Source organism: Prevotella sp. OH937_COT-195 (genome assembly GCF_003932845.1).
In the GTDB taxonomy this organism is placed as follows: Bacteria; Bacteroidota; Bacteroidia; order Bacteroidales; family Bacteroidaceae; genus Prevotella.
The window spans coordinates 37,130-62,624 of the sequence record NZ_RQZH01000005.1; the positions used below are offsets into that span (position 1 = coordinate 37,130).

Consider the following 25,495-nt stretch of genomic DNA (forward strand, 5'->3'; position numbering starts at 1 on the left):
AACGTTTTACCGTATATACCACCGCCCGTCGCGCTCTATCATCGGCACAACGACATTCTCGCAAGTGCTGTCGGCATAACACATCTGCAGGATTACCTCCGCCGTGGGCAACAGACTGTCAAGCCGGCAGCCGGAAATCTTTACTGCCACCCAGCCTCCGTTGAGTTTCTTTTGTTTCTCGGCGAACATCCTTGCGTTCTGCACGAGTTGCCGGCGGTAAGTAGGAGGCAGACTGTCGGGATAGTTGAGGGCATCTACATATCCGTCATAGTTCCCTTCGATGAGCCGTTCGTAATACCCCTTTGCAAAAACCGTCGCCGCATTCTTTTCTTTTTCGGCATCGTTTCCACATCCCGTAACGGCAACCGCCACGGCAAGCATCACGACATATATCAGTTTACGCATAGCCCGCGGAATATTATTTCTGTCGTATGAAAATGTTTATCGGTGACCCGGTCAGCGTCCAGTTCTCGCGAATTTTGTTTTCGAGAAAACGCTTGTAAGGCTCCTTGATGTACTGCGGGAGATTGGCATAGAATACGAAACTCGGTATCTGCATGTCCGGTATCTGCGCACAATATTTTATCTTGATATACTTTCCCTTTATCGATGGCGGCGGTGTAGCCTCGATAAGCGGAAGCATTACCTCGTTGAGTTTGGTTGTACCGATTTTCAGTTTGCGGTTGAGGAATACCTCCTTAGACGTTTCGAGCACTTTGAATATGCGCTGCTTTGTGAGTGCCGATGCAAAGATAATTGGGAAATCGGTAAACGGTGCCATGCGGTCGCGTATTGCATAGCGGAATGTATCGATGGCTTTCTGACTCTTGTCTTGCACGAGATCCCACTTGTTGACAACCACCACGAGCGATTTGTTGTTCTTCTGTATCAGTTGGAATATGTTTATGTCCTGAGTCTCTATGCCTCGCATGGCATCAATCATCAATATGCACACGTCGCTGTTCTCTATCGAACGTATCGAACGCATCACGCTGTAAAATTCGAGATCTTCGGTAACTTTGTTCTTTCGGCGTATTCCGGCAGTGTCAACGAGATAGAAGTCAAAACCAAACTTGTCGTATTTCGTGTATATGCTGTCGCGAGTGGTGCCTGCGATGTCTGTCACGATGTGACGGTCTTCGCCTATGAATGCGTTTATAAGACTGCTTTTTCCCACATTGGGACGCCCCACTACGGCAAAGCGCGGGGTGTCGTCGATGAAGTCGTCTTCGTCCTTCGCAGCCGGCAGTTTCTCGAGAACGAGATCGAGCAGGTCACCCGTTCCTCCGCCGGAAATTGCACTCACGCATTGCGGTTCGCCCAGTCCGAGTTTGTAGAACTCCATGGCATCGAACAACTGTGTACTGTTATCCACCTTGTTTGCCACGAGTATAACGGGCAGTTTCGTGCGACGGAGTATCTTTGCCACATCCTCGTCCCAATCGGTAAGTCCGTTTTCGGTATCCACTATGAATAGTAACAGGTCGGCTTCTTCTGTGGCAACCGTTACCTGTCTGCGTATTTGTTCCTCAAATATGTCATCGCTGTTTACCACCCAGCCCCCTGTGTCTACCAACGAAAACTCTTTGCCACACCATTCGCATTTGCCGTATTGGCGGTCGCGGGTGGTGCCTGCCTCATTGCTTACTATTGCGCGGCGACTCTTTGTGAGCCTGTTGAAAAGTGTTGATTTCCCGACATTGGGTCTTCCGACTATCGCTACTAAATTTCCCATGTGTTCTTTCCTTTCTTAAATACCGTATTATAGTGACGGAGAATGCCGCACTACCCGGGATTATATCCAAAATTATCCAGTTCTCTCTTTGACGAACGCCAGTCTTTATCCACTTTGACAAAACATTCCAAATAGATGTCCTTGCCGAAGAAACGTTCGAGCGACCTTCGTGCTTCGGTTGCCATCTTCTTCAGAGCCACACCTTTATGCCCTATAATGATGCCTTTCTGCGATTCGCGTTCAACATAGATCACTGCATTGATGTGTATTATCTTCTCGTTTTCTTTGAAACCTTCAACTCCCACTTCCACAGAATATGGTATCTCCTTGTCGTAGTATAACAGTATTTTCTCGCGTATTATCTCGCTTACGAAGAAACGTGCCGGTTTGTCAGTGAGTTGGTCTTTGTCGAAAAATGCGGGACTTTCGGGCAACAGTTCTTTGACACGCCTGAGCAGCATGTCTGTACCGAACTTGTTCTTTGCCGATATTGGCAGTATCTCTGCATTGGGCAATAGTTTGTGCCACCGCTCAACGATGTCGCCGAGTTGGGCATTAATCAGCGAACGACGGGCAGCGCCGGCACCGGAAGTCTTTTTCGATGTGTTTTCGTCAAGCCATTTCATTTTTTTACTTTCCGGCAAATCATCGCCACCCAATGCGTCAATCTTGTTTATCAACAATATGACAGGGATGTTCATCTTCTGCACTTTCTCGAGAAAATCCATGTTCTTCTCCGGATTTTCCACCACATCGGTAACATACAGCAGTACATCGGCATCGGCAAGGGCACCCTCTGAGAATGCCAACATTGACTCCTGCAACTTGTAGTTGGGCTTTAACACACCCGGTGTGTCGCTGAACACTATCTGCATATCGTCAGTGTTGACTATGCCCATGATGCGGTGACGAGTGGTCTGTGCCTTGAAAGTGGCAATGGAGATGCGCTCGCCCACGAGTTGGTTCATCAACGTTGACTTTCCAACGTTGGGATTTCCTACTATGTTTACGAATCCTGCCTTGTGCATATTGTTGTATTTTATATCGTTGTTCTAATCTAAAAAGACGCATCTTATTATGTTATTAATAGGACGCGTCTTTCTTTTGGGAGTATAAAATCCTAATCGGTGATTATGTCATTTTGATGCTTCTGCCGAGCCGTCGTATGCCCATTTGTAATAGGCTGCGCCATGAACGAATCCCGCACCGAAAGCCGTGAGAATGAGATTGTCGCCTTTCTTAAGTTGTTTCTCATACTCCCATAGTGCAAGTGGAATTGTGGCAGCACTGGTATTTCCGAAATGTTCGATATTTACCATTACTTTTTCCATTGGCATCTCAAGACGCTTTGCAACTGCTTCGATGATGCGAATGTTTGCCTGATGTGGCACCACGAAACGGATGTTTTCTTTGTTGAGATCGTTGCGTTCGGCTATCAAGGCACAGTCGTCGCTCATGTTTGTCACTGCATAGCGGAACACCGTGCGCCCTTCTTGGTACAAATAGTGAAGGCGGTGATCCACGGTAAAGTGACTCGGAGGACAAACCGAACCGCCTGCTTTAAGGTGAAGGAACGGTAATCCCTTGCCGTCGGCACGGAAATAAGAATCTATCAAACCGATGTTCTCTTCTTCCGTGGCTTCTACAAGCACGGCTGCGGCACCGTCTCCGAAAAGAGCACATGTCTGCCTGTCTTTGTAATCGACAACCGATGACATTTTATCGGCTCCTATGACGATGATTTTCTTGTAGCGACCGCTCTGTATCATTGACGCGGCGGTGTCAAGAGAATATAGGAAACCGCAACATGCAGCCCAGGAGTCGAATGCAAAAGCATTCTTCAATCCAAGTTTCCCAAGAACGATCGATGCCGTCGAAGGGAACGTATAATCGGCTGTCGAGGTGGTAAGTATCAAGGCATCGATGGTGTCCGGATCGACTCCCGTCTTATTAAGCAACTGCTTTGCAGCCTTGCGAGCCATGTAACTCGTACCCAATCCTTCCTCGTTGAGTATACGGCGTTCCTTTATACCGACACGCGACATAATCCACTCGTCATTGGTTTCGACCATTCTCGACAACTCCCCGTTGTCGAGGACATAGTCGGGGACGTATCCGCCAATTCCGGTAATTACTGCGTTTATCTTTCCCATTTTATTCTGTTGCTTCGTCCATAACGATGGCTATCTTGCCACGGTAGTAGCCACAAGAGGGGCATACTGTGTGATAAATGTGGAAAGAGGCGCAGTTGGGGCATTTTGCCAGCGTGGGGACAACTGCCTTGTCGTGAGTTCTTCTTTTAAGTGTGCGAGTCTTTGACTGCCTTCTTTTAGGATGTGCCATAATCTTTTAATATTTTATTTAATGTTTAATCTTTTAATTTCAACAATTCGCTCCAACGGGAATCTATCTCTACGCCGGACTCTCCGTCACTGCTTCTGTCGGATGACAATTCTTCCAAAACATTCGCCATGACAGGGTTGCACTTGCCGGGTGCATGCACATGTCTTATGGGCATTGCCAGTGTGATAAACTCATAGACGAGCCACGACATATCGAGTATTCCTTCTTTCTCTTCAACAGTCACGACATCGTCTTCCATAGTTTCTTCGCTTCCGTACTTTACAACGAGATGGTTTTCTGCCTTTATTGGCAGTTCCATGCGCTCCAAGCACAAGTCGCATGCAACGTCAACAACACCGTAGACTTTTGACACGAGGTCGAAAAAACCGCTCATCTTACGGACAGACAGCGACACGTGCAAACGACCGCCATTCACTTCCCGACTGTCCACAGCCTCGAAAAAAGCATCATCAAGGTCGCTTTCGAAGACGTTCACGCCTTCATGCACCCTCTTCAAATCTATCCTAAGAGTCTCTAAGACATTCATTTACGTTGCCGTATGCCATTTTATTGGCACACTTCGGGCTGCAAAGATACAATTTTTTTTTTATTTAGAAACCTTTATCTTTGTTTTTTTGTTCTTTTATTCATTTTTTCCGATTTTGTTTTTTTAATAAAATAGTAGTACCTTTGCAGCATGATTTACCCTAACACTTTTGAAAGAAAGATAGGTTTCAGCGAGATAAGGACACTGCTGAAAGAACACTGCATAAGTCAACTTGGCAAGGAACAGGTTGACAGCATGACATTTTCATGCGATTCGGAGGTAATCAGCCAACGCTTGCAACAAGTAAGAGAATTTCGCAGACTGCAACAAGAAACAGAGAATTTCCCTTTGCAGTATTTCTTCGACATGAGACAACAAGTGGCACGCCTAAGACTTGAAGGTACGCATCTGGAAGAGGAGGAACTGTTCGACCTGAAACGCTCACTCGACACCATTTGTCTCATCGTGAAATTCTTGCGAAAGGCAGAAGATGACGATAACAAAGGAACAAAGACATACCCCTACCCTGCGCTGAAAATGCTTACAGACGGCATCGAGACATTCCCGCAATTAGTGCAGAAGACGGACACCATACTTGACAAATACGGACACATACGCGACAATGCCTCGCCACATCTGGCACAAATACGAAACGAATTGGCACGCACGGAGGGCAGCATCTCTCGTTCTCTCAACAACATACTGCGACAGGCACAAATTGACGGACTTGTGGAAAAAGATGTTGCACCGACACTGCGTGACGGCCGACTCGTGATACCGGTGGCACCGGCAATGAAACGTAAAATACGCGGAATAGTACACGATGAGTCTGCATCAGGAAAAACCGTGTTCGTGGAACCTGCCGAGGTGGTAGAGGCTAACAACCGAATACGGGAACTGTTGGCCGACGAACGCCGCGAGATAATACGCATACTTACCGAGTTTGCCGCCGAGATACGGCCGCATGTCAAACCCATAATGGCTTCATACAGACTGCTCGCCCAAACAGATTTCATACGCTCGAAAGCTCTTTTTACCGAAGAAACGCAAGGAGTGGAACCGGAGATAAGTCCTTCGCCGATGATGGATTTCATACGTGCCATCCACCCCATTCTGCAAAAATCATTGGCAAAGCAGGAGAAAGCCGTCGTACCACTCGACATCATGCTAACTCTTGATAAGCGCATTCTGTTAATATCCGGTCCGAACGCCGGCGGCAAGTCGGTATGTCTTAAAACCGCCGGATTGCTGCAATACATGTTGCAATGCGGAATATCGATACCCGTATCGGAGCGCAGCAAGGCAGGCGTTTTCGAGAACATACTCATAGACATTGGCGACGAACAGAGTATAGAAAACGACTTGAGTACATATTCAAGCCATCTTATGAACATGAAGTACATGATGCGTGCCGCCAACGAACGCACACTTATACTGATAGACGAGTTCGGGACGGGAACAGAGCCACAGATAGGCGGAGCGATAGCAGAGAGCGTACTGCTGCAGTTCTGCAAGAAAAAGGCATGGGGAGTGATAACCACACACTACCAAAACCTGAAACTCTTTGCCGACAGTCATCACGGGGTGACAAACGGAGCGATGCTCTACGACCGCAACGAGATGCGACCGCTTTTTCAGTTGCAGACCGGACAGCCCGGTTCTTCGTTCGCCATAGAAATTGCACGCAAGACCGGTCTGCCAGAGGAGGTAATCGCATACGCAGAGAAAATTGTTGGCTCCGACTATATACAGAGCGACAAATATCTTCAGGACATTGTACGCGACAAACGATACTGGGAAGGCAAACGGCAGAACATTCACCTGCATGAGAAACAGATGCAGCAAACCATTGCTCGTTACGAAGAAGAACTGCAAGAGGTTGACAAGGAGCGGAAAGAAATATTAAGACGAGCACGGGTTCAAGCCGAAGAACTGATAAAAGATGCCAACCGCCGAATAGAGAACACCATAAGAGAAATAAAGGAAGCACAGGCAGAACGAGAGGCAACGAAACGTGCACGCGAGGAACTGCAAGCGTACAAAGAAGAGGTTGGAGAGATTGATACCACCGCCAACGATGAAATGATAGAACGCAAGATGAAACAAATTCTTGCTAGAAAGGAAAGAAAGGAAAAGCGAAAGGCGGAAAAGGCACGCAAAAAAGCAGAGGGCGGCGACAGTACGGCAAACAATGATTCAAAACGACAAACACTCGCAGTCGGCAACCAACCTGCCACCGATCGCACATCGCAGTCGGCCGCCACGTTAAACATCGGCGACACCGTAAGGGTAAAGACTCTGGGCGGAATCGGAAAAGTGACACGGCTGTCCGGCAAGAATGCCACGGTTGTCATAGGAGGCATGAGCAGCAATATAAACATCGGCAAATTGGAGAAAATGCCTGCATCGGCATTGAAAAAAGATGATTCGCCAAAACAAGTGTTTAACGTGCTAAGCCGCAACACGCGCGAGACAATTGACAACCGCCGCTCCACATTCCACCAAGACCTTGACATCAGAGGACTGCGTGCAGAAGAGGCACTCGACGTAGTGATGCACTTCATTGACGATGCCATACTGATAGGCATATCAAGAGTGCGCATACTTCATGGAACAGGTACCGGAGCACTTCGACAACTCGTAAGGCAATATCTCGGAACCGTACCCAACGTAGAAAAATATCACGACGAGAACATACAGTTCGGAGGCACAGGCATAACGGTGGTTGACATAGGCTGAAATTACACAAAGCCCGCTTATCCTAACGTCTTGTTTGTTGTTTTGAACCGCTTCGGGTACAATATATTCTATTACAGTTCGTTTATATCGTATGCAACTTACTGACAGAATTAGGCAAGTCAAGATATTTCTTGTTGCGGCTGCTATAATTATAGCGGTTGTCAGTTTGTTGGTTTCCCGTTATTTGGTTCGCGATTTGGCTTCCGAGGAAAAGAACAAGATGGAGGTATGGGCAGAGGCAATGCGGGCATTGAACAAAGCCGACGAGAACACCGACATGAACTTGGTTCTTAAAGTCATAGATGAAAACAACACAATCCCTGTCGTTGTACTTGACAATAATGGTAATGCACAGATATTCAGGAACCTTAACGTTACGGGAGAGACATACGATGACAGTATTGCCGATGCCACCGGGCAGGGGCGTCGGATGAAAGATGCAGGGCGCAGCATACGCATCAACATCGACGAGGAAACCGACAGTGATTATATCGAAGTGTGCTATGACGAAAGCATAATGTTGCGCCGGCTCAACGTATATCCGTTTTGGGTACTCGGTCTTGTAATCCTTTTTGTCGTTGTCGCAATATTTGCATTGCTGACATCAAAGAAAGCAGAGCAAAACAAGGTATGGGTGGGATTGAGCAAGGAGACTGCCCACCAGTTGGGAACTCCGATAAGCAGTCTTATGGCATGGACGGAGATACTTAAAGAGACATATCCCGATGATGCTTTAATTCCGGAAATGGATAAAGACGTCAAGCGTCTTCAGTTGATTGCTGAACGTTTCTCAAAGATAGGTTCACTGCCGGAACCTATACCTTGCAGTCTCATAGATGTAATGAAACACGTTGTCGATTATATGAATCGGCGCACTTCAAACAAGGTGGAAATGAAAACCCGTTTCCCCAGTCAGGATATAATAGTAAAAATAAACTCGTCTCTCTTCGAGTGGGTAATAGAAAATTTATGCAAAAATGCCGTTGATGCCATGGAAGGTGCCGGTACCATAACTCTTTTCATGGAAGAATATAAGGACAAAGTAATAATAGAAATCAGCGACACGGGCAAAGGTATATCGCGAAAGAATATCAAAAACGTTTTCAAACCCGGTTTCACCACCAAAAAACGCGGCTGGGGACTCGGCTTGTCTTTGGCAAAACGCATAGTGGAAGAATATCACAAAGGGAGAATTTTCGTATTGAACAGCGAGGTTGGCAAAGGAACAACTTTCAGGATAGAGTTACGCAAGTGACTCTTTTTTTTTGTTAACAACAACCATATAACTAATTATTTTAGTTAAATTATTGCCTTAAATTCTATTTTTAACTAACTTTCTTAGTTGTGTAACTATATTTTTTAGTTACTTTGTGACACAGACAAACATATCTTTAAACAAAGTAACATGAAATCATTGACAAAAAGAGAAGAAGAGATAATGAACTATTTCTGGGAGAAAGGTTCAATGAAAGTATCTGAGTTGCAGATGTTGTATGACGAGCCACGACCTCACGTCAACACTCTCGGCACATTGGTAAAGATACTCGAAGAGAAAGGTTTTGTGGGACATCGGGCAATAACGGCACGCAGTTATGAGTATTTCGCCAAGTTGACAAAGATGGAATACAGTAAGGGTACTATTAATAATGTGGTTGATAAATTCTTCGGAAAAAACTATATCAACCTAATAAACACATTGGTCAAGGACGAGAAGATAAGCGTTGCCGAACTGAAAGAACTCATAAAAATTGTGGAAAACGAATAAACAACGATTAAGATGGCTGCATTATTTATCTATTCCGTAAAAGTAAGTCTTTGCATGATAGTATTCTATTTTGCTTACAAGATGCTGTTGAGCAGGGAAACATTCCACCGTTTCAATCGCATAGCCATTCTCTCCATGCTCGTTCTATCGATGCTGTTGCCGCTTGTACGGCTAAGTTCGAGTGCAGAGAACGGTCTTTCGCGCGGACTGGTTGCCATGGAACATGCAGTGTATGTTAGTGCCGAAGTGGTTAGTGCCGATTCGGGGTTGTCCCTTGTGCAGTGGGGATTTGTCGTCTATTCTCTCGGTGTGGTGTTTTTCTTTATAAGAGAGACCCTCTCGCTTATAAGGTTGAAAAAGAAGATGGGCGGCGGAAGCAATATCACTGCGACGACAAAGGTGCGTATAATTGTTGTCGATGAAGATATTGCCCCGTTCTCATGGTTCGGCAATATCGTGATTGGTGCAAAGGATTATGCCGAAAATCGTAACGAAATAATAATTCACGAGATGGAACATGTTCGTCTGAGGCATTCTTGGGACGTGTTGTTCTGCAATATTTCAATCATAATTCTGTGGTTCAATCCCACAGTATGGTTGTTGAAGCAGGAGTTGCAGAATATACATGAGTACGAAGCCGACGAAGCCGTGTTAAGAAAAGGTATAGATGCCCGGCATTACCAAATGCTGTTAATTAGGAAATCTGTCGGAGAACGTTTGTTCTCCATGGCAAACAATTTAAATCACAATTCATTAAAAAAACGTATTACCATGATGAAAAAGACAAGAACAAATCCTTGGCAGCGCACTAAGGCTCTTGCCGTGCTGCCCATTGCCGCAGTAGCAATCGTTGCATTTGCCAACCCAACGGTTGAGCAGGTGGTTAACAAGGTGGAAACAGAGAGTGAGAAAATAGTGGAGATGGTATCGGGAAATGCTGTCGCACCGGCATCGAACATGTCATTAACTGATGCCGCAGACGTAAATAATACCGACAAGACACCATCTTCTGTGGAAAACTGTGACAGTATTTCCGAAGACACATGTTGGAGTTTGCCGGAAGTCATGCCGGAGTTTCCGGGCGGGCAGATCGAACTTATGAAATTCCTTTCACAGAACATCAAATATCCGGAGACCGCAGTAAAAAACAACATACAAGGTCGTGTAATGGTGGAGTTCGTAATAGACAAGGAAGGCAATGTAATTTCGCCGTCGGTGCTTCGCGGTATCTCCCCGGAACTTGATGCCGAGGCATTGCGCATTATAGACATGATGCCAAAATGGATTCCCGGCAAGCTAAACGGCAAGCCCGTAAAAGTGAAATACACAATCCCCATAAGTTTCGTGTTGAGCAACAATGTCACCGACATAAAAGAGAAACAGGTTAGTACGATAGCCGGAGAGTTGACAAAACAAGTTTTGACAGGGAGTGATGTGGGCGTGCTTTTAAACGGCCGTTCCGCAACCAATGAAGACTTGGAGAAAATCAGTTCCAAGAAAATAAAAGAAATGAAAGTTATAAAAGATCCGGAACAGGTGGCAAAGATGGGCTTCAAGGGGAAAAATGTAGTGGTTTTCATAACTACAAATTAACCCAAATCGGTCATTAGAACCCTCAACCGATTTTGTCCGATTGTTGAGCGGATGTGCAGCCGTTTCATCGAAGGCGTAGCGGGCTACATCGAGATGTAATGGCTGCGCAGATGTCAGTTAGCGGGCTAAAGCAGTCGGGAAGCGTAACGGAAATAGCAAGTATAAGCAAATGCGGTATAATGACCGATTTGGGTTAAATAAAAACCGTTGGGCAATTTAGCCGAAATTGGTGAGCAAAACCGCTGAAATTGGTCGGTAATTTCGGCGATATTGCAGCACGATTAAGCACAAACGAGATACCGTTCCGGGGTAAGAAACAGCATAAATAATCGGAGACTTTTACTAATTGCTATTACAGATACCAATTACTTTTGCAAAAGTTTCGTCCCATTTACGGCAATTTACGTTACTATATTTAACGCAAACGCTCGTAAATGGGACGTTAACACACATAAATCAGAGGCGTGACGTTATCCGTCTGATTTTATGGCAAAGTCTCTATCCTCACGTTAATACCCGCCGTGAACCAAAGTCCGGGCTGCGGTATGTTGCCAAAATCAATATAGTCTTTATTGTTCAAGAGATTGTTCACCTCTGTATATACGGTGTAACTCGGTTTGCTCCACGACAATCTGGCATCGAACAAAGAATATGGACTATACTTACGACTTATTCCGTCGCGGTCGGTATACGATCCATTGCGTTTCTGGTATCGATAGTTCAGTCCCAAGTCAATACCTGTCGCAATGTGCGTCTGCAATGCCGCCACAAGTTTATGCCGCAGATATTCCTGCTTGCTCTCGGTAACGAAACCACCTTCCCCGCGTTTGTTTTGGTCTATGTAGTTATAGTTTAACTGCAAACTTTTCAGTATTTTTTGCCGCGGCAGCAGTTCGGAAAGGTCGAACCGCATGTTTGTTTCCACCCCGATGGTGTTTACCTTGGTGAAATTCACGCTTCGCCATACACGTTTCCCTTCTTTTTCGCCCGCTATCCAGTCTATCATATTCTTATATCGGTTATGATATACGCTGATGCTTCCGTATATTCCTCGCGAGGTATATTTCACCCCACCCTCAATCGCACTAAGTTCTTCCGGATTGAGTTGCGGGTTGGGTATATGTCCGCCCACGTTGTAAAACAGTTCCGTAAATGACGGCGTACGCAGCGACGTGTTCCACAAGGCATACAGTTTGAAATGCTCGCCCAGCCTGTAACTTGCATCTATGCCGGGATAGAAACCGAACCGTCGTTTGTTCCAAGTATTCTTAAGCACGACGAAACCTGCGGACAGTGTGAAATTTTCCAGCAACACATTATGTTCAAGATGAAAACTTATGTCAGAGCGATTGAGTCCGTATTTATAATCTCGGGCGGTACCGTCGATGTGCTTCGGCTTATCGAGCGGTTTTCCGAGGTTGCCGCTCACGATGTCCTCGTTGCGGTATGCCGCCCCGAATGCCGTTCTTCCCATCGGTGTGTCGAAGAACAAATTCAGGGTAGTTCCGAACACGTTGGTAAGGTGGTAGTTGTATGGCACGGGACTTGTCTTGCCCCTGAAATACTCGAATCGGTCGAACGTGCGATTCCAATATACTGCCGGTTTGATGTGCAACCATAGTTTTTTGCTCTCTCCTTGCAGTGCGGCGAATGTCTTTGCCACATGTTCGAACTGCGTGTCGCTGCCCGTTCCGTAGAATGTGTTCGACCCAAAGTCCTTTATGCTCATTCCGGTGTGCCATCTTATACCGATGCCGCTGTCGTTGAAGCCACCTTGGTAGAATGCTTTTCCACCTTTGAAGTCGGCATTAAGCGCCCCCGACTTCGCTCTGCTGAAGCCGTCACTCCGCTTATAACTTCCGCTTATTTGATTATTGAATTTGCCCGTTTTTGCATTGGTTCTTCCTCCGATGGTAAAATATCCGAAACTGCCCCCTTCCGTGTTAAGGTCGATGCTGCTCCTGTCTGCCATCTTCGTCACTATGTTTATCGCTCCCACGAGGCTCGATGTTCCGAACAGTCGGCTTGCGGGTCCCTCGATAATCTCAATTCTCTCAATCTCACTCAGGTCAACCGGATATTCTGCCGAGTTGTGTCCCGTGTGCGGGTCGGTAATGTCTATGCCGTTCAGCAATACGGCAACTTGTTCTTGTGTGCCTCCCCTTATGCCGATGTCGGTTTGCGCCCCGAGCGGCCCTCTCTGTCTTACATCAACTGCTGCGGCATATTTCAGCAAGTCGTTAATACTTTGTACCGGCGCCGCCTGAATTTCCTCGCGTGTCAGTACAGTTACCATTCTCGCCGCTTTGCCCATGGCAAGCGGTGCAAGCGAGCCTTTCACTTCCACTTCTTCAAGCAGTACCTCCTTGTCGTCGCCCACAGGGTTTGCCTCGGGACGGCGTGTACTGATGCCGTCTGCCTTGGCGCATGTCAGCGTGGCAACGCTGAGCGTACCCACGATGACTTCTCTGCCGAGGCATGAGAACAACGCGTACCCCTTGTTTAGGAAGTGTTTGAACGTGATTGTCTCGCGTTTGTTAAAACGATTTTTGTACATTATTTATAATTGTTTTTACACATCGCAACGTGCAATGCGGCTGCAAAGGTAGCAAAATAATCCCTTACAGCAAATACAATATGGCGGTTTATGCACAATAACGTTTTGTCATCATGTGGCACAGTGCCTGCTTCCGGTGCTTCCGTTCGAGACTACATCTTGCTGATTATGCCGAGTGTGGTGGCACGGATGAAAGAAACTATGTTGCGCACCTCTTCTCCGTCGGGCACCTGTTCCTCAACCTGCGTCACGGCATCGAAAACGCTCGTTTTGCCGTGGAATATCAAACGGTAGGCGTTTGCGATGTGTTTCCGCGTCTTTTCGTCAACTCCGTGGCTTGAAAGGATTTGCGAGTTCAGTCCTCCGTAACCCACCGGTATTCCACGAGCCACGATATACGGCGGCACATCCTTGTCAATGTTGGTGCCGCAACTTATCATGGAAGCCGTCCCCACGCGCACTCCCTGATTCACTATCACATTCGAAGACAGTATAACTCCGTTGTAAAATTCGCAGTCTCCGGCAATTTTCGTCCCATATCCGAGTACACACCTGTCGCCCACTTTCGTGTCGTGCGATATGTGTACGCCCTCCATTATGAAGTTTCCATTGCCTATGCGCGTTACGCCTTCCTTGAATGTGGCTCTGCTTATTACCACGTTCTCACGTATAACGTTGCCGTCTCCTATCTCCACCCGCGTAATGTCTCCGCGGTAGTTGAAATCCTGCGGTACGGCACCGATTACCGTTCCTTGATGCACATTGTTTTTCTTGCCCAATACAGAGCCTCTCATTATGCTCACGAAAGGACAGACAATACAGTCGTCGCCAATGACAACATCATCTTCGATATACACAAAAGGATATATTGTCACTCCGCTGCCTATTGTCGCCTTCGGGCTTATCACTGCTTTATCGCTTATCATAGTCTCGTGCCCCCCTCGCATATTCCTTTTCTTTGCGTTTCAATCCGCTTTCTACACAGAGGTTACAGGGGCGTTCTTTAAAGGTTTGTATTTACGGTTACATCATATTATCTCATTCAAGTCTTGCGCCACGAGGTTCTTTCTATCTCGTCCCTCCGCCCAATGCCTGATACAGACTTACCACGGCTTGCATCTTGTTGAAATCGTCGGTTACCTGCGATATTTCCGCATTCAGCAGCGAACTCTGTGCCTGTATCACTTCAAGGTATGTGCTCGACGACTCTGACACAAGCATCTGTGTGTGTTCAACATTCATGCGCAGAACTTTCACCTGATGTGCATCGAGTTCGCTCTTTGCCGCATTTGCGTTATATCTTACCAATGCGTTGCTAACCTCGCTTCCGGCTTGTATTATTGCATTCTGCCAGTTGTTGTATGCTTGTTCATACCTTGCTTTTGCCGCCACGAGTCCGGCTTTCAATTGTCCGTTCATGAAGATTGGCTGTACAAGCGAGCCTACTGCAGAGGCAAGTATCTTTCCGGGGTTTACAGGCATGCCGCGACCGTTGTTGGTATATGCTCCGTTACCGCTGATTGTTATTTTCGGGTAGAAACGCGAGCGTGCGGCATTAACGTCGTAGAAACAGCTTGCCAATGTCATCTCGGCATAATGAACGTCGGCTCGGTTGGCAAGAAGTTGCAGTTCCACGCCCGTGGCAAACTCCGTTGGAAGCGATTGGTCGGAAAGTTTTCCGCGCGCAATGACTTGTGCCGGCTGTCCGACAAGAACCGACAGGGCATTTTCCGTCTCCCGTATTTGGCGTTTCATATCTTCTGCCTGAGCCAATACTTTATAGTGAGCGGCCTCTGCACTTTGCACGCTGGTGGAGCGATAACGTCCCAACTCCATCTGCATTTTCATCACATCCCATGTGTTTTTGGTAAGAAGCGTCATCTCGTTCACAATCTCAAGTTGGCGATCGAGCATCAAAAGTGTGTAGTACAGATTTGCGATGCCGGATATCACCCGCGTCTTCACGACAAGTTGATAATCCTTTGTTGCGAGCAATGTCATCTGTGCCGAGCGTTTCTGATTGAGCAGATTACCGAAAAGATCTATTACCCACGAGGCATTTACCGGCATCGAATATGTCTGCACTGCCTTGCCGAAGTCCCATGAGGATGCTGCGGCCTGCGGCGTGAAAGTGAACTGCGGCACGAATGCCAGTTTGGCGGCAGTAAGTTGAGCCTCAACCATCTTCACGTTAAGAGCGGCGTTCTGCATGTTCACGTTGTGGTCTATGCCTTGCTGTATGAGACTTTGCAGGTGCGGATCGGTAAACACCTGTCTCCACGGCAGATTGCCGAACGATGCCGTGTCGGCCGTTGCGGGCGTGCCGGCAGCAAGCGTTGCATCGCGCATTATGCCTTTGAGATTCACTTCCGGGCGTTGGTACTTGCCGTAAATGCCACAGCCGCTCAGCAGCACCGCAGCCGACATCATTGCTGTTATTATTGTCTTTCTCATTTTCTTTTTAGTATAACATCCTTTATTTAATGTGGCTCACATAAATCGAATCAATTTACAAGCTACACCTTGACATTGTCCTTTCCTTGCATGTCCGCAGTACGGCCGTATTGCAGCAACTCGGTATCCACGTCGGAGTTTTCGTCTTCAAACTCCAACGGTTTGACTTTCTCCTGCAACCATTGGAATACCACGAACAATGCCGGCACAACAAATATCTGCAAAATCATTCCGATAAGCATTCCGCCAACGGCTGCCGCACCCAGCGTTTGGTTGCCATTGGCACCCACGCCGCTTGCAAACATCATCGGCAACAGACCTATTATCATGGCAAGTGAGGTCATCAGGATAGGACGAAGGCGTGATGCCGCACCCATCACGGCCGCCCATTTCACTGCCATACCCATCTGTCTGCGCTCAAGTGCAAACTGAACTATCAGTATGGCGTTCTTTGCCAGCAATCCTATAAGCATGATCAACGAGATTTGCATGTATATGTCGTTGCTGTGACCGAACAATACGGTGAAGATGAAAGCACCCGCAAGACCGAACGGAATGGAAAGTATGACCGACAGCGGGAGCAGATAACTCTCGTATTGCGCACTCAAAATTAGATATACAAACAAGATACAAAGTATGAAAATAATTCCCGTTGTGTTGCTCGACCGCGCTTCCTCGCGTGTCAGTCCGCTGTATTCGTAAGTGTAACCCGGCGGCAATGTCTCCGCAGCAACCTCGGAAATGGCTTGCATTACCTCTCCCGATGAATACCCGTCATTAGGCGTAACGTTTGCCGAAATACTGGTAAAAAGGTTGAAACGGTTGATGTTGGACGGTCCATATACACGCTTCAAGTTACAGAACTCTGTTACCGAAACCATTCCGGAGTTTGTCCTTATGAAGATATTCTTTATGCCGTCCGGTTTCATTCTGCTCTCCACATCGCCTTGAATCATCACGCGGTAGAGTTTGCCATACGAGTTGAAGTTGGACGCATAGAGACCTCCATAATATCCTTGAAGCGTGGCGAGTATCGCCGACGGACCTATTCCTGCCTGCTTGCACTTTGCCACATCCACGTCGACCATGTACTGCGGATAGTTCGGATTGTACGAAGTCATGGCTTTTTGCACCTCCGGTCGTTTCTCCAAGGCGGCAAGGAATTCCTGTGTACGGTCGAAGAAACGGTTAAGATTGCCACCGGTCTGGTCTTCAAGGTTCAGCGTAACGGCGTTGGTAGCCGAGAAACCCGATACCATTGGCGGAGGGAATGCCAAGATTTTTGCATCCTTTATGCTTGCCGTCTGTTTGTATATCATTCCCAAGACAGACATGTTGGCACGCGAGTTCAAGAAGAAACGCATTATGCCGTCGCCCTCCCAGAGTCCCGACACCTTATACCATAAACCGCCCATTCGCTCTTCGAAAGGCTTCAGTTTTACTATGAACGTGGCTTGGTCGGAACCTTGTCCGGCAATGAAGTTGAATCCCTGTATCTGTTCACGACTCTTTATTGCGGGGTTCGAAGCCAGCATTGAGTCAACCTGATCTATCACTTGCTGTGTTCGGTGTACGCTTGTACCCGGCGGCATTGATATGGTACAGAATATAACACCCGTGTCCTCATTAGGAACGAGTCCGGTTTTGGTTGTCAACATGCTCGTAACAAGAACCACGATGCCTATGACTATGGCAATGCCAACGGCAATCTTATGTTTGACGACACGCTCAACTCCTTTCTTGTATTTTCCGAGCATTTTGTCGTACTGTGTGTTGAAAGAAGCATGGAAACGGTCAATTACGCTCATTCGTTTCTCTTCCTCGCCGTGAGGTTTCAGGAAAATGGCACAGAGAGCCGGCGAAAGCGTAAGGGCATTCATCGCGGAAATAAAAATCGAAACTGCCATCGTGATACCGAACTCGCGGTAGAAGGCTCCCGATACTCCGCCGATGAAAGACACCGGTATGAACACCGATGCCATTACGAGGGTAATAGAAATTATGGCACCCGAAATCTCATTCATTGCATCTATACTCGCCGCAAGTGCATTCTTGTAGCCCATGTCGAGTTTTGCGTGTACGGCTTCCACCACCACTATGGCATCGTCTACCACTATTGCAATGGCAAGCAACAAGGCTGACAGCGTGAGAAGGTTTATGGAGAAGCCGAACACATAGAGGAAGAAGAACGTTCCTATTAGCGACACGGGCACCGCAATGAGCGGAATCAATGTAGAACGGAAATCTTGAAGGAACACATACACCACTATGAACACGAGTATAAAGGTAATTACAAGCGTAAATACCACCTCCTCAATAGAGGCATGCAGGAACTCGGTGACATCGTAGTTGATGTTGATTTCGCACCCCGGTGGCAGCATCTTGCCCTGCCTTTCCAGTTCCGCCTTGCAGTCTGTGGCAATTTGGTTGGCATTGGAACCGGCAATCTGCTGCACCATACCTACCACCGAAGGTTTGTTGTCGTGGCGCATTGACACAGAGTATTGCTGTCCGCCAAGTTCTATTTTCGCCACGTCTTTCAGTCTGAGTGTCTGACCCGTGGTGCTCGCAGATATTATTATGTCGCCATATTCTTCCGGTGTTTTCAGACGACCTTTGTAGCGCATCACATACTCGTATGCCATGTCGCTCTGCTCTCCGAATGCTCCGGGAGCAGCCTCAATGTTTTGGTCGGCAAGCACTTTTGCAATGTCCGACGGCATCAGGTTGTACTGCTTCATTGCATCCGGTTTGAGCCATATACGCATCGAGTATGTCATCATGCCCGGACTCTGCACGTCTCCCACGCCCTCAATGCGTTTCAGAGCCGGAATTATATTTATGGAAAAGTAGTTTGCAAGGAACTCGTCATCATAACGTTCGTCGTTTGATGACAGCGATAAAATCATAACCTGCGATGTTTGTCGTTTCGATACCGTGACACCGGAACGCGTAACCTCGGCAGGAAGCAATGCCTGTGCCTGCTGAACACGGTTCTGTACGTTTACCGCAGCCATATTAGGGTCTACCCCCTGGCGGAACATTACGCTAATCATAGCCATGCCGTTGTTGGTAGCCGTGGAGCTCATATAGTCCATACCCTCCACACCGTTGATGCTTTCCTCGAGTGGTGCGATTACGGAGTTTTTAACGGTTTCGGCATCGGCACCCATATACATGGCGGTTACCATTACGGTGGGAGGAGCGATGTTGGGGTATTGCTCCACGGGCAGGGCAATGAGACCGATGAAACCCAATATCACGGTTATTATGGAAATCACCGTCGATAATACCGGTCTCTTTATAAAATTTGTAAATGTCATATATCAGTATTTTACCGGAACAACCGGAATGTCATTATTTATAATAAGAATACATCAAGTGGCTATTTGCTCATTGCATCTATGAAACCTTTCGCAGAGCCTTGTTTCTCGCCGAGTTTCGCAGCCTCGTCAATCTTCTTTTGATATTGTGCCGGGGTAATGGGTCTTATCTCCATGCCGTCGGTTAGTTTTGCAATGCCGTTTGTTACATACCTGTCGCCGACTTTAAGTCCGGACAGTACGACATAATTCTTGCCATCGTTCTGAGGGTCAACCCGTATATCCGTGTATCTCACCTTGTTGTCTTTGCCCAGCACATAGACAAAAATCTTGTCCTGAACTTCCGTTGTCACGCTCTGCGGAATAACTATGGCATTGTCATTGGAGTGAGGAACGACGATGGAACCCGATGCCCCCGATTTCAACAGACGCTGCGGATTAGGGAAACGGGCAATCATCTGCACGCTGCCGGTGGCTGCATCTATCACGCCGCTGGCCTTTGCCAGTCGTCCGGTCTCGGAGTATATCGTACCATCGGAGAGTTGAAGTTTCAAATCGGGATATTGTTCTATTGCCGCCTGCATGCTGCCTGCGGTCTTTGTCATTTCAAGGATGTCTTTCTCCGTCATTGAAAAATATGCCTCGATTGTACTGGTGTTGGACACCGTTGTAAGTGCCGGCGTGCTCGAAGCACTTACCATTGCACCTTCTTTGTAAGGCAGAGTGCCGACAACACCGGTTGCAGGACTCTTGACATAGCAGAACCCGAGCATCTCCTTTGCCGACGACAGAGCGGCTTGTGCCTGTGCAAGTTGCGCCTTGGCACTTTCATAATTATTCTTTGCACTATTCAGTTCGAAATCGCCTATCACCTTGTTCTCACGGAGTTTCATGCTGTTCTCGTATGCCATCTTCGCCGTGTTGCAATGTGCCGAGGCAGTGTTTACCGCAGCCTGAGCCTGTCTCACGGTGGCTTGGTATGTGGCATTGTCTATCACAAAAAGAAGTTGGCCCGCACTTACCGTCTGTCCTTCCTTTACACATACTCTCGTTATGAAACCTGCGACTTTTGGACGTATCTCCACGTCTTGTATCCCTTTCAATGCAGCAGGATAAGATGTCTGCATAGAGGTACTCCGACTCTTTACGGTTTCTACGGGAAACTCGTTGTCCACCAAATTCTTGTCACCCCTTTTGCCACACGAAACCAGCATGGCAACAACCGTTGCAAACAACAATATTCTATTTTTCTTCATACTATGTTAAATTGTTATTATCTGTTGTTATATTATTAGTTAAATACAGGATATACAAAAAAACTATATCCACTTATATAGTTTTCATACCGCAAAGTTATATATTTATTATTATATATAACCATCGGGAACAAAATAATTAAATAGAATTAACAATAGGAAGGCCCATTTCCCTCGCTTTTTCCATAAGCAGTTGCATCAGCGGTTCGCGCTCGTTGGGCACGCTGTTGTCGAGTACCGCATTCTTAAGGCATTTCTTAAGTTCTCCCACTTCGCGCGACGGTTTCAGTCCGAAAATCCTCATTATCTCGTTACCATCTATCACCGGCTGTAGTTTCCGTTTATAATCGTCTTCCTTGAGTTTGGCGAGTTTCTCGCGCACGAGTCGGAAATTGTCGCGGAAACGAGCCTTCCGCACCTCGTTCTTCGATGTGACATCAGCCTCGCAAAGAGTCATCAAACTGTCTATGTCGTCGTCTGCATCGTTTATCAAACGCCGTACGGCACTGTCTGTCACCTCCTCGTCTGCAATAACTATCGGGCGCATGTGCAGATCCACCATTTTCTGTACGAACTTCATTTTGCCGTCGAGCGGCAGTTTTATGCGTCTGAATATCTGCGGAACCATTCTCGCCCCTATATAGTTATGGTTGTGAAACGTCCAGCCTGCGGCATTATCCCATCGCTTGCTTTTCGGTTTCCCTATGTCGTGCAGTATCGCCGACCAACGCAGCCACAGGCTGTTCTCCTTGTCTGCCGCAACGTTGTCAAGCACCTCGAGGGTGTGATAAAAATTGTTTTTGTGCGATTTTCCGTTCCGTGTTTCCACCATGTCAAGCATGCACAGTTCCGGAAGAATATGTTGCAACAGTCCTGCGCGGTAAAGGTCGTACATCCCCCGGCTCGGTTTATCGGTCATTATTATCTTGTTCAATTCCTCCTGTATCCGCTCGCCGCTTATTATACTCAGTCTGTGTGCGTTACGCCGCAGTGCATCGAAGGTGTCTTCCTCGATGTTGAATTTCAGTTGTGCCGAGAACCTCACACACCGCAGCATTCGTAGCGGGTCGTCGGAGAAAGTGATGTCGGGGTCGAGCGGAGTGCGGATTATACCGTCCTCCATGTCGTATATGCCGTCAAACGGATCGACAAGTTCTCCGAACCGTGCCTTGTTGAGACATATCGCCAGTGCGTTGATGGTAAAATCTCGGCGGTTCTGGTCGTCCTCCAGCGTACCGTCTTCCACAACAGGCTTGCGCGAGTCGTGACTGTAACTCTCTTTCCTCGCACCAACGAACTCTACCTCTACGGGTTGCTCTTTATCGCTCAACGCCGGCAACTTGACTTGTGCCGTTCCGAAATTTCGGAACACACTGAGACGTGCGCGCCTGCCTAGACGTTTTTTCAGTTCGGTGGCAACGGCAATACCACTGCCCACAACCACAACATCTATGTCGTTGGAGGGACGTCCGAGGAAAATGTCACGCACGAAACCGCCTACAACGTAGCATTCCACTCCGAGCGAGTCAGCGGCATCGGAAATCTTGCGAAATATGTTTTTATCGAGTATCTGTGCCAGTTCGGCATCGTTATACATTCTCATACACAACATGATTTTGAGTGCAAAGATACGGCAAAAAGGGCATAACGCAAAAACTAACATTCTCTTTTTCGCAGGCGGTAATGTGATGTCGGGATGCAAAACAGGCGGTTTTGTTTTTCAATTTCGCCGATTTTAGCGAGCAAATTCGCCCGTTTTTGTATTTCCCGAGGTTGCCGACAAGAACTAATTTCATTGCCAACAAGCATTTCGGGCATACCGTTCAACACTCTTTAAAAAATGTATATATTTACTTATAACCAACTGAAAAATATCGTTATACAACGAAAACCGATGACGTGTTGAAAGAAAAACATGACGTTTTATGAAGAAGCCTTTGCCGTTTCGATAATTATGAGTACTTTTGTAAACCGAAAAATGACATTGAATATAATCACGCAACGATGAGAAAGATATTATTTCTTGCGATGGCAGCGGTTTTTGCGCTGGCATCATGCAAGCAGACCAATGCACAGAATGAGGCAGAGGGATTGCTGAAAAAGGCGGTAAAAGAATACGAAACGGGGAATTTCAAAGAGTCGCTTCACTGCATAGACTCGCTGCGGAAAATATATCCGAATGCCGTTGACGTGCGAACACGCGCTTTGAAACTGTACCAAGAGGTATGCCTTAAGCAGGCACAGAAAAACATTGAGACACTTGACGCCGAATTGGAGAGAACAAAGGCAGATTACAACGCGAAAAAATCGCTTGCAGAAGCACACCACAACGAAGGCACGGCAACAGCCGAAGAACTGACGGCGGTAAGCAGACTGAGACTGAAACGCGATTCGCTGCAAGTGAAATTCGACATGGAATGTGCGAAAGTGAGAATGATAAGGCAGAAGCAAAAAGAAGAATAAGACGGATGACATTAAAACAGACGCAAACCACTTTTCCGCCTTTTTCCCTTCTCATTCTCGGAAAAAAGAATTAAATTTGCACCCGACAAATATTGTGAATAATGTGTAACACCAAGAACGACACGGAAGGACAGTTCGTAAAAGCGATGGAGGAATGTCGCGAATTGTTCCGTAAAAAACTACATGACTACGGGGCATCGTGGCGCATACTGCGCACATCGTCGCTTACCGACCAACTTTTCATCAAGGCGAAACGAATACGCTCGCTTGAGATAAAGAAAGAATCGAAGGTGGGAGAAGGAATAAGACCGGAGTTCATTGCACTAATCAATTACGGAATTATCGGGCTGATACAGTTCGAAAAAGGCTATGCAGACACCGTCGACATATCTGCCGATGAGGCAATGGCACTATACGACCGGCATGCCGACGAGGCATTGAAACTTATGTTGCGCAAAAACCACGATTACGACGAGGCTTGGCGTTCGATGAGAGTGAGCAGTTATACAGATTTCATACTTACAAAACTGCAAAGAATAAAGGAGATTGAAGACCTCGGAGGCAACACTCTCGTTAGCGAAGGAGTTTGTTCCAATTATATGGACATAATAAACTACGCCGTGTTCGGAGTAATAAAATTGAGCAATGAAAGTTGAACGCTTCATAACAAACCTGTGTCGTATAATCGTCGCTGTGACGTTCATAGTATCAGGTTTCGTTAAAGCAGTCGACCCGTTGGGCACTCAATATAAAATAGAAGAGTATGTCATGGCGGCAGGATTGCTGCAACCGGCAGACCATTGGGCTACACTCGGACTTTCGGTTTTGCTCTCGGCGGCAGAGTTCTGTCTCGGAATATTTCTGCTGTTCGCCATTCACCGAAGGGTGGTGTCTCGTGTCACGGCAGTATTCATGGGCGTGATGACCGTCATAACGCTGTGGCTGTGGATAGCCGACCCGGTCAAAGACTGCGGTTGTTTCGGCGATGCGATACATCTCGGCAACGGAGAGACACTGCTGAAAAACATCGTGCTGACGGCATGTGCCGCCGTTGTGGCTTGGCGACCGTTGTATATGGCAAGGTTCGTAAGCCTGACAAACCAATGGATAGTGATAAACTACACCATCGTTTTCATTATCGGGGTGAGCATGTACTGCCTGTATACCTTGCCGCTTTTCGATTTCCGCCCATACCATACGGGCGCAGACATAAGAAAAGGCATGGAGATGCCGCCGGAAGAAAAGGAACCGGAGTTCGTCACAACGTTCATAATGGAGAAGAACGGGGAACGACGCGAGTTTTCGCTCGACAACTATCCCGACTCCACATGGACGTTCATAGACAGCAAGACGGTGCAAACGAGCGAAGGATACATTCCGCCGATACACGATTTCTCCATAACGATGCAGAACGACGGGACAGACATTACCGAGGAGGTACTGACCGACAAAGGCTATACTTTCCTGCTCGTGTCGCCCCAACTCGAAAAAGCAGACGACTCGAACTTCGGCGACATAGACCGCTTGTACGAATACGCCGACGACCACGGCATGCGCTTCATTGGTCTCACGGCAAGCGGTGAAGAGGAGATAAACCATTGGCGGGATATTACGGGGGCAGAATACGACTTCGCCGTCTGCGATGGAACAACGCTGAAAACCATGATAAGGAGCAATCCGGGACTCGTTCTGATGAAAGAGGGACGCGTAATAGGGAAATGGAGTCACAACGAACTGCCCGACCCCTCATCGCAGAAATTCGGAGAAATGATAAAGTCGGGCGGCACGAATAACGGCAAAGGGGCGGCAAAAAAGATGGCGGAGGTGATAATGTGGTTTGCCATACCGTTGCTGTTGCTTACGCTTGCCGACCGGTTGTGGGCATGGAACACATGGTTAAGAAACAAGAAAAAATCAAACAAATTATATAAACTCTTAAAACGAAAGAAAATGAGAAAGAAAATCGTTGCAGGCAACTGGAAGATGAATCTCAACCTGCAGGAAGGAGTGGCTCTGGCAAAGGAACTGAACGATGCACTGAAAGCCGGGAAACCGAATTGTGATGTTATTATATGCACACCATTCATTCATTTGGCAACGGTTGCACAGACAATCGACCAAAACGTGCTGGCACTCGGAGCCGAAAACTGTGCCGACAAAGAAAAAGGTGCATATACGGGAGAAGTGAGCGCGGAGATGATAAAGAGTACCGGCGCACAATATGTCATCATAGGGCACTCGGAACGTCGCGGATACTATGCCGAAACTCCGGAGATCTTGAAAGAAAAGGTGTTGCTCGCACTCAAAAACAATCTGAAAGTTATATTCTGCATCGGCGAAAGTCTCGAGGAACGCGAGGCGAACAAGCAGAACGAGGTGGTAAAAGCACAACTCGAAGGGTCGGTGTTCAACCTTGAGGAAGAAGATTTCCGTAAGATAATCGTAGCATACGAACCAATATGGGCAATCGGAACGGGTAAGACCGCAACGGCAGAACAGGCTCAGGACATTCACGCATACATACGTTCGATAATAGAAAACAAGTACGGAAAGACCGTTGCCGAAGAAACATCGATACTCTACGGAGGCTCATGCAAGGCAAGCAACGCACCCGAACTGTTCGCAAAACCCGACATCGACGGCGGACTCATAGGCGGAGCGGCACTGAAAGCAGCCGACTTCGGAGGCATCATCGATGCTTGGAAATAATTGTCGGGCGC

The 25,495-nt window shown here is 47.2% G+C and carries 19 protein-coding genes; 7 read left to right on the forward strand and 12 right to left on the reverse strand.

Annotated elements, in window-relative coordinates:
- Positions 1-6: 6 nt before the first annotated feature.
- The 6 genes from EII32_RS03485 to EII32_RS03510 form a co-directional block, all read right to left on the reverse strand.
- A complete protein-coding gene (locus tag EII32_RS03485; RefSeq protein ID WP_125234069.1) occupies positions 7-405 on the reverse strand; it encodes a hypothetical protein in 399 nt (132 codons plus the stop codon).
- Between the two features lie 13 nt (positions 406-418).
- Positions 419-1,735 carry a ribosome biogenesis GTPase Der gene (gene der, locus EII32_RS03490; protein ID WP_125234070.1) on the reverse strand — a complete coding sequence of 439 codons (1,317 nt, stop codon included), beginning with the start codon at positions 1,733-1,735 and terminating at the stop codon, positions 419-421.
- A gap of 50 nt (positions 1,736-1,785) precedes the next feature.
- On the reverse strand, positions 1,786-2,763 hold the full coding sequence (gene era / locus EII32_RS03495) for a GTPase Era (RefSeq protein ID WP_125234071.1): 978 nt from the start codon (positions 2,761-2,763) through the stop codon (positions 1,786-1,788).
- Positions 2,764-2,871: 108 nt separating this feature from the next.
- Positions 2,872-3,888 carry a beta-ketoacyl-ACP synthase III gene (locus tag EII32_RS03500; protein ID WP_125234072.1) on the reverse strand — a complete coding sequence of 339 codons (1,017 nt, stop codon included), beginning with the start codon at positions 3,886-3,888 and terminating at the stop codon, positions 2,872-2,874.
- Position 3,889: 1 nt separating this feature from the next.
- Positions 3,890-4,078: a 50S ribosomal protein L32 gene (gene rpmF / locus EII32_RS03505; protein WP_125234073.1), complete on the reverse strand. Its 189-nt coding sequence runs from the start codon at positions 4,076-4,078 to the stop codon at positions 3,890-3,892.
- 25 nt (positions 4,079-4,103) lie between these two features.
- Entirely contained in the window at positions 4,104-4,625 is a 522-nt protein-coding gene (locus EII32_RS03510) for a YceD family protein (protein ID WP_125234074.1), read from the reverse strand.
- Between the two features lie 150 nt (positions 4,626-4,775).
- Between EII32_RS03510 and EII32_RS03515 the strand changes: the two genes are divergently transcribed.
- From EII32_RS03515 to EII32_RS03530, 4 genes are all read left to right on the forward strand, one after another.
- Positions 4,776-7,364, forward strand: a complete 2,589-nt coding sequence (locus EII32_RS03515) for an endonuclease MutS2 (protein WP_125234075.1) — start codon at positions 4,776-4,778, stop codon at positions 7,362-7,364.
- Positions 7,365-7,455: 91 nt separating this feature from the next.
- Positions 7,456-8,619, forward strand: a complete 1,164-nt coding sequence (locus EII32_RS03520) for a sensor histidine kinase (protein ID WP_125234076.1) — start codon at positions 7,456-7,458, stop codon at positions 8,617-8,619.
- A 150-nt stretch (positions 8,620-8,769) separates the two neighbouring features.
- Positions 8,770-9,129, forward strand: a complete 360-nt coding sequence (locus tag EII32_RS03525) for a BlaI/MecI/CopY family transcriptional regulator (protein ID WP_125234077.1) — start codon at positions 8,770-8,772, stop codon at positions 9,127-9,129.
- Between the two features lie 12 nt (positions 9,130-9,141).
- On the forward strand, positions 9,142-10,722 hold the full coding sequence (locus EII32_RS03530; RefSeq protein ID WP_125234078.1) for a M56 family metallopeptidase: 1,581 nt from the start codon (positions 9,142-9,144) through the stop codon (positions 10,720-10,722).
- Positions 10,723-11,206: 484 nt separating this feature from the next.
- On the opposite strand, the gene EII32_RS03535 is transcribed toward EII32_RS03530, so the two are convergent.
- From EII32_RS03535 to EII32_RS03560, 6 genes are all read right to left on the reverse strand, one after another.
- The gene (locus EII32_RS03535; protein ID WP_125234079.1) at positions 11,207-13,279 is read right to left on the reverse strand and encodes a TonB-dependent receptor; all 2,073 of its coding nucleotides are present in this window, start codon (positions 13,277-13,279) and stop codon (positions 11,207-11,209) included.
- 152 nt (positions 13,280-13,431) lie between these two features.
- The gene (lpxA, locus tag EII32_RS03540) at positions 13,432-14,205 is read right to left on the reverse strand and encodes an acyl-ACP--UDP-N-acetylglucosamine O-acyltransferase (protein ID WP_125234080.1); all 774 of its coding nucleotides are present in this window, start codon (positions 14,203-14,205) and stop codon (positions 13,432-13,434) included.
- Between the two features lie 142 nt (positions 14,206-14,347).
- The gene (locus EII32_RS03545; RefSeq protein WP_125234081.1) at positions 14,348-15,733 is read right to left on the reverse strand and encodes an efflux transporter outer membrane subunit; all 1,386 of its coding nucleotides are present in this window, start codon (positions 15,731-15,733) and stop codon (positions 14,348-14,350) included.
- A gap of 62 nt (positions 15,734-15,795) precedes the next feature.
- Entirely contained in the window at positions 15,796-19,056 is a 3,261-nt protein-coding gene (locus tag EII32_RS03550) for an efflux RND transporter permease subunit (RefSeq protein WP_125234082.1), read from the reverse strand.
- Positions 19,057-19,118: 62 nt separating this feature from the next.
- The gene (locus tag EII32_RS03555) at positions 19,119-20,312 is read right to left on the reverse strand and encodes an efflux RND transporter periplasmic adaptor subunit (RefSeq protein ID WP_125234083.1); all 1,194 of its coding nucleotides are present in this window, start codon (positions 20,310-20,312) and stop codon (positions 19,119-19,121) included.
- 139 nt (positions 20,313-20,451) lie between these two features.
- Positions 20,452-21,915 (reverse strand): CCA tRNA nucleotidyltransferase, encoded by a 1,464-nt coding sequence (locus tag EII32_RS03560; protein WP_125234084.1) that lies wholly within the window; start codon positions 21,913-21,915, stop codon positions 20,452-20,454.
- A gap of 401 nt (positions 21,916-22,316) precedes the next feature.
- Here EII32_RS03560 and EII32_RS03565 point away from each other — a divergent pair, with 401 nt between their 5' ends.
- The 3 genes from EII32_RS03565 (at position 22,317) to EII32_RS03575 (ending at position 25,484) form a co-directional block, all read left to right on the forward strand.
- Entirely contained in the window at positions 22,317-22,775 is a 459-nt protein-coding gene (locus EII32_RS03565; RefSeq protein WP_125234085.1) for a hypothetical protein, read from the forward strand.
- Between the two features lie 101 nt (positions 22,776-22,876).
- A complete protein-coding gene (locus tag EII32_RS03570) occupies positions 22,877-23,431 on the forward strand; it encodes a DUF1599 domain-containing protein (RefSeq protein WP_125234086.1) in 555 nt (184 codons plus the stop codon).
- On the forward strand, positions 23,421-25,484 hold the full coding sequence (locus tag EII32_RS03575; protein ID WP_125234087.1) for a BT_3928 family protein: 2,064 nt from the start codon (positions 23,421-23,423) through the stop codon (positions 25,482-25,484). The genes EII32_RS03570 and EII32_RS03575 overlap by 11 nt, the downstream gene beginning before the upstream one ends.
- The last annotated feature ends 11 nt before the right edge of the window (positions 25,485-25,495 follow it).

Excerpts from the sequence above, each read along its gene's own strand:
- EII32_RS03570 (WP_125234086.1), top strand. The coding sequence starts at position 22,877 with ATGTGTAACACCAAGAACGACACGGAAGGACAGTTCGTAAAAGCGATG.
- EII32_RS03515 (WP_125234075.1), top strand. The coding sequence starts at position 4,776 with ATGATTTACCCTAACACTTTTGAAAGAAAGATAGGTTTCAGCGAGATA.
- era (WP_125234071.1), bottom strand. The coding sequence starts at position 2,763 with ATGCACAAGGCAGGATTCGTAAACATAGTAGGAAATCCCAACGTTGGA.
- lpxA (WP_125234080.1), bottom strand. The coding sequence starts at position 14,205 with ATGATAAGCGATAAAGCAGTGATAAGCCCGAAGGCGACAATAGGCAGC.
- EII32_RS03530 (WP_125234078.1), top strand. The coding sequence starts at position 9,142 with ATGGCTGCATTATTTATCTATTCCGTAAAAGTAAGTCTTTGCATGATA.
- EII32_RS03535 (WP_125234079.1), bottom strand. The coding sequence starts at position 13,279 with ATGTACAAAAATCGTTTTAACAAACGCGAGACAATCACGTTCAAACAC.
- EII32_RS03550 (WP_125234082.1), bottom strand. The coding sequence starts at position 19,056 with ATGACATTTACAAATTTTATAAAGAGACCGGTATTATCGACGGTGATT.
- EII32_RS03545 (WP_125234081.1), bottom strand. The coding sequence starts at position 15,733 with ATGAGAAAGACAATAATAACAGCAATGATGTCGGCTGCGGTGCTGCTG.
- EII32_RS03485 (WP_125234069.1), bottom strand. The coding sequence starts at position 405 with ATGCGTAAACTGATATATGTCGTGATGCTTGCCGTGGCGGTTGCCGTT.
- EII32_RS03560 (WP_125234084.1), bottom strand. The coding sequence starts at position 21,915 with ATGAGAATGTATAACGATGCCGAACTGGCACAGATACTCGATAAAAAC.
- EII32_RS03510 (WP_125234074.1), bottom strand. The coding sequence starts at position 4,625 with ATGAATGTCTTAGAGACTCTTAGGATAGATTTGAAGAGGGTGCATGAA.
- EII32_RS03555 (WP_125234083.1), bottom strand. The coding sequence starts at position 20,312 with ATGAAGAAAAATAGAATATTGTTGTTTGCAACGGTTGTTGCCATGCTG.
- EII32_RS03520 (WP_125234076.1), top strand. The coding sequence starts at position 7,456 with ATGCAACTTACTGACAGAATTAGGCAAGTCAAGATATTTCTTGTTGCG.
- der (WP_125234070.1), bottom strand. The coding sequence starts at position 1,735 with ATGGGAAATTTAGTAGCGATAGTCGGAAGACCCAATGTCGGGAAATCA.
- EII32_RS03525 (WP_125234077.1), top strand. The coding sequence starts at position 8,770 with ATGAAATCATTGACAAAAAGAGAAGAAGAGATAATGAACTATTTCTGG.
- EII32_RS03565 (WP_125234085.1), top strand. The coding sequence starts at position 22,317 with ATGAGAAAGATATTATTTCTTGCGATGGCAGCGGTTTTTGCGCTGGCA.
- EII32_RS03575 (WP_125234087.1), top strand. The coding sequence starts at position 23,421 with ATGAAAGTTGAACGCTTCATAACAAACCTGTGTCGTATAATCGTCGCT.
- rpmF (WP_125234073.1), bottom strand. The coding sequence starts at position 4,078 with ATGGCACATCCTAAAAGAAGGCAGTCAAAGACTCGCACACTTAAAAGA.
- EII32_RS03500 (WP_125234072.1), bottom strand. The coding sequence starts at position 3,888 with ATGGGAAAGATAAACGCAGTAATTACCGGAATTGGCGGATACGTCCCC.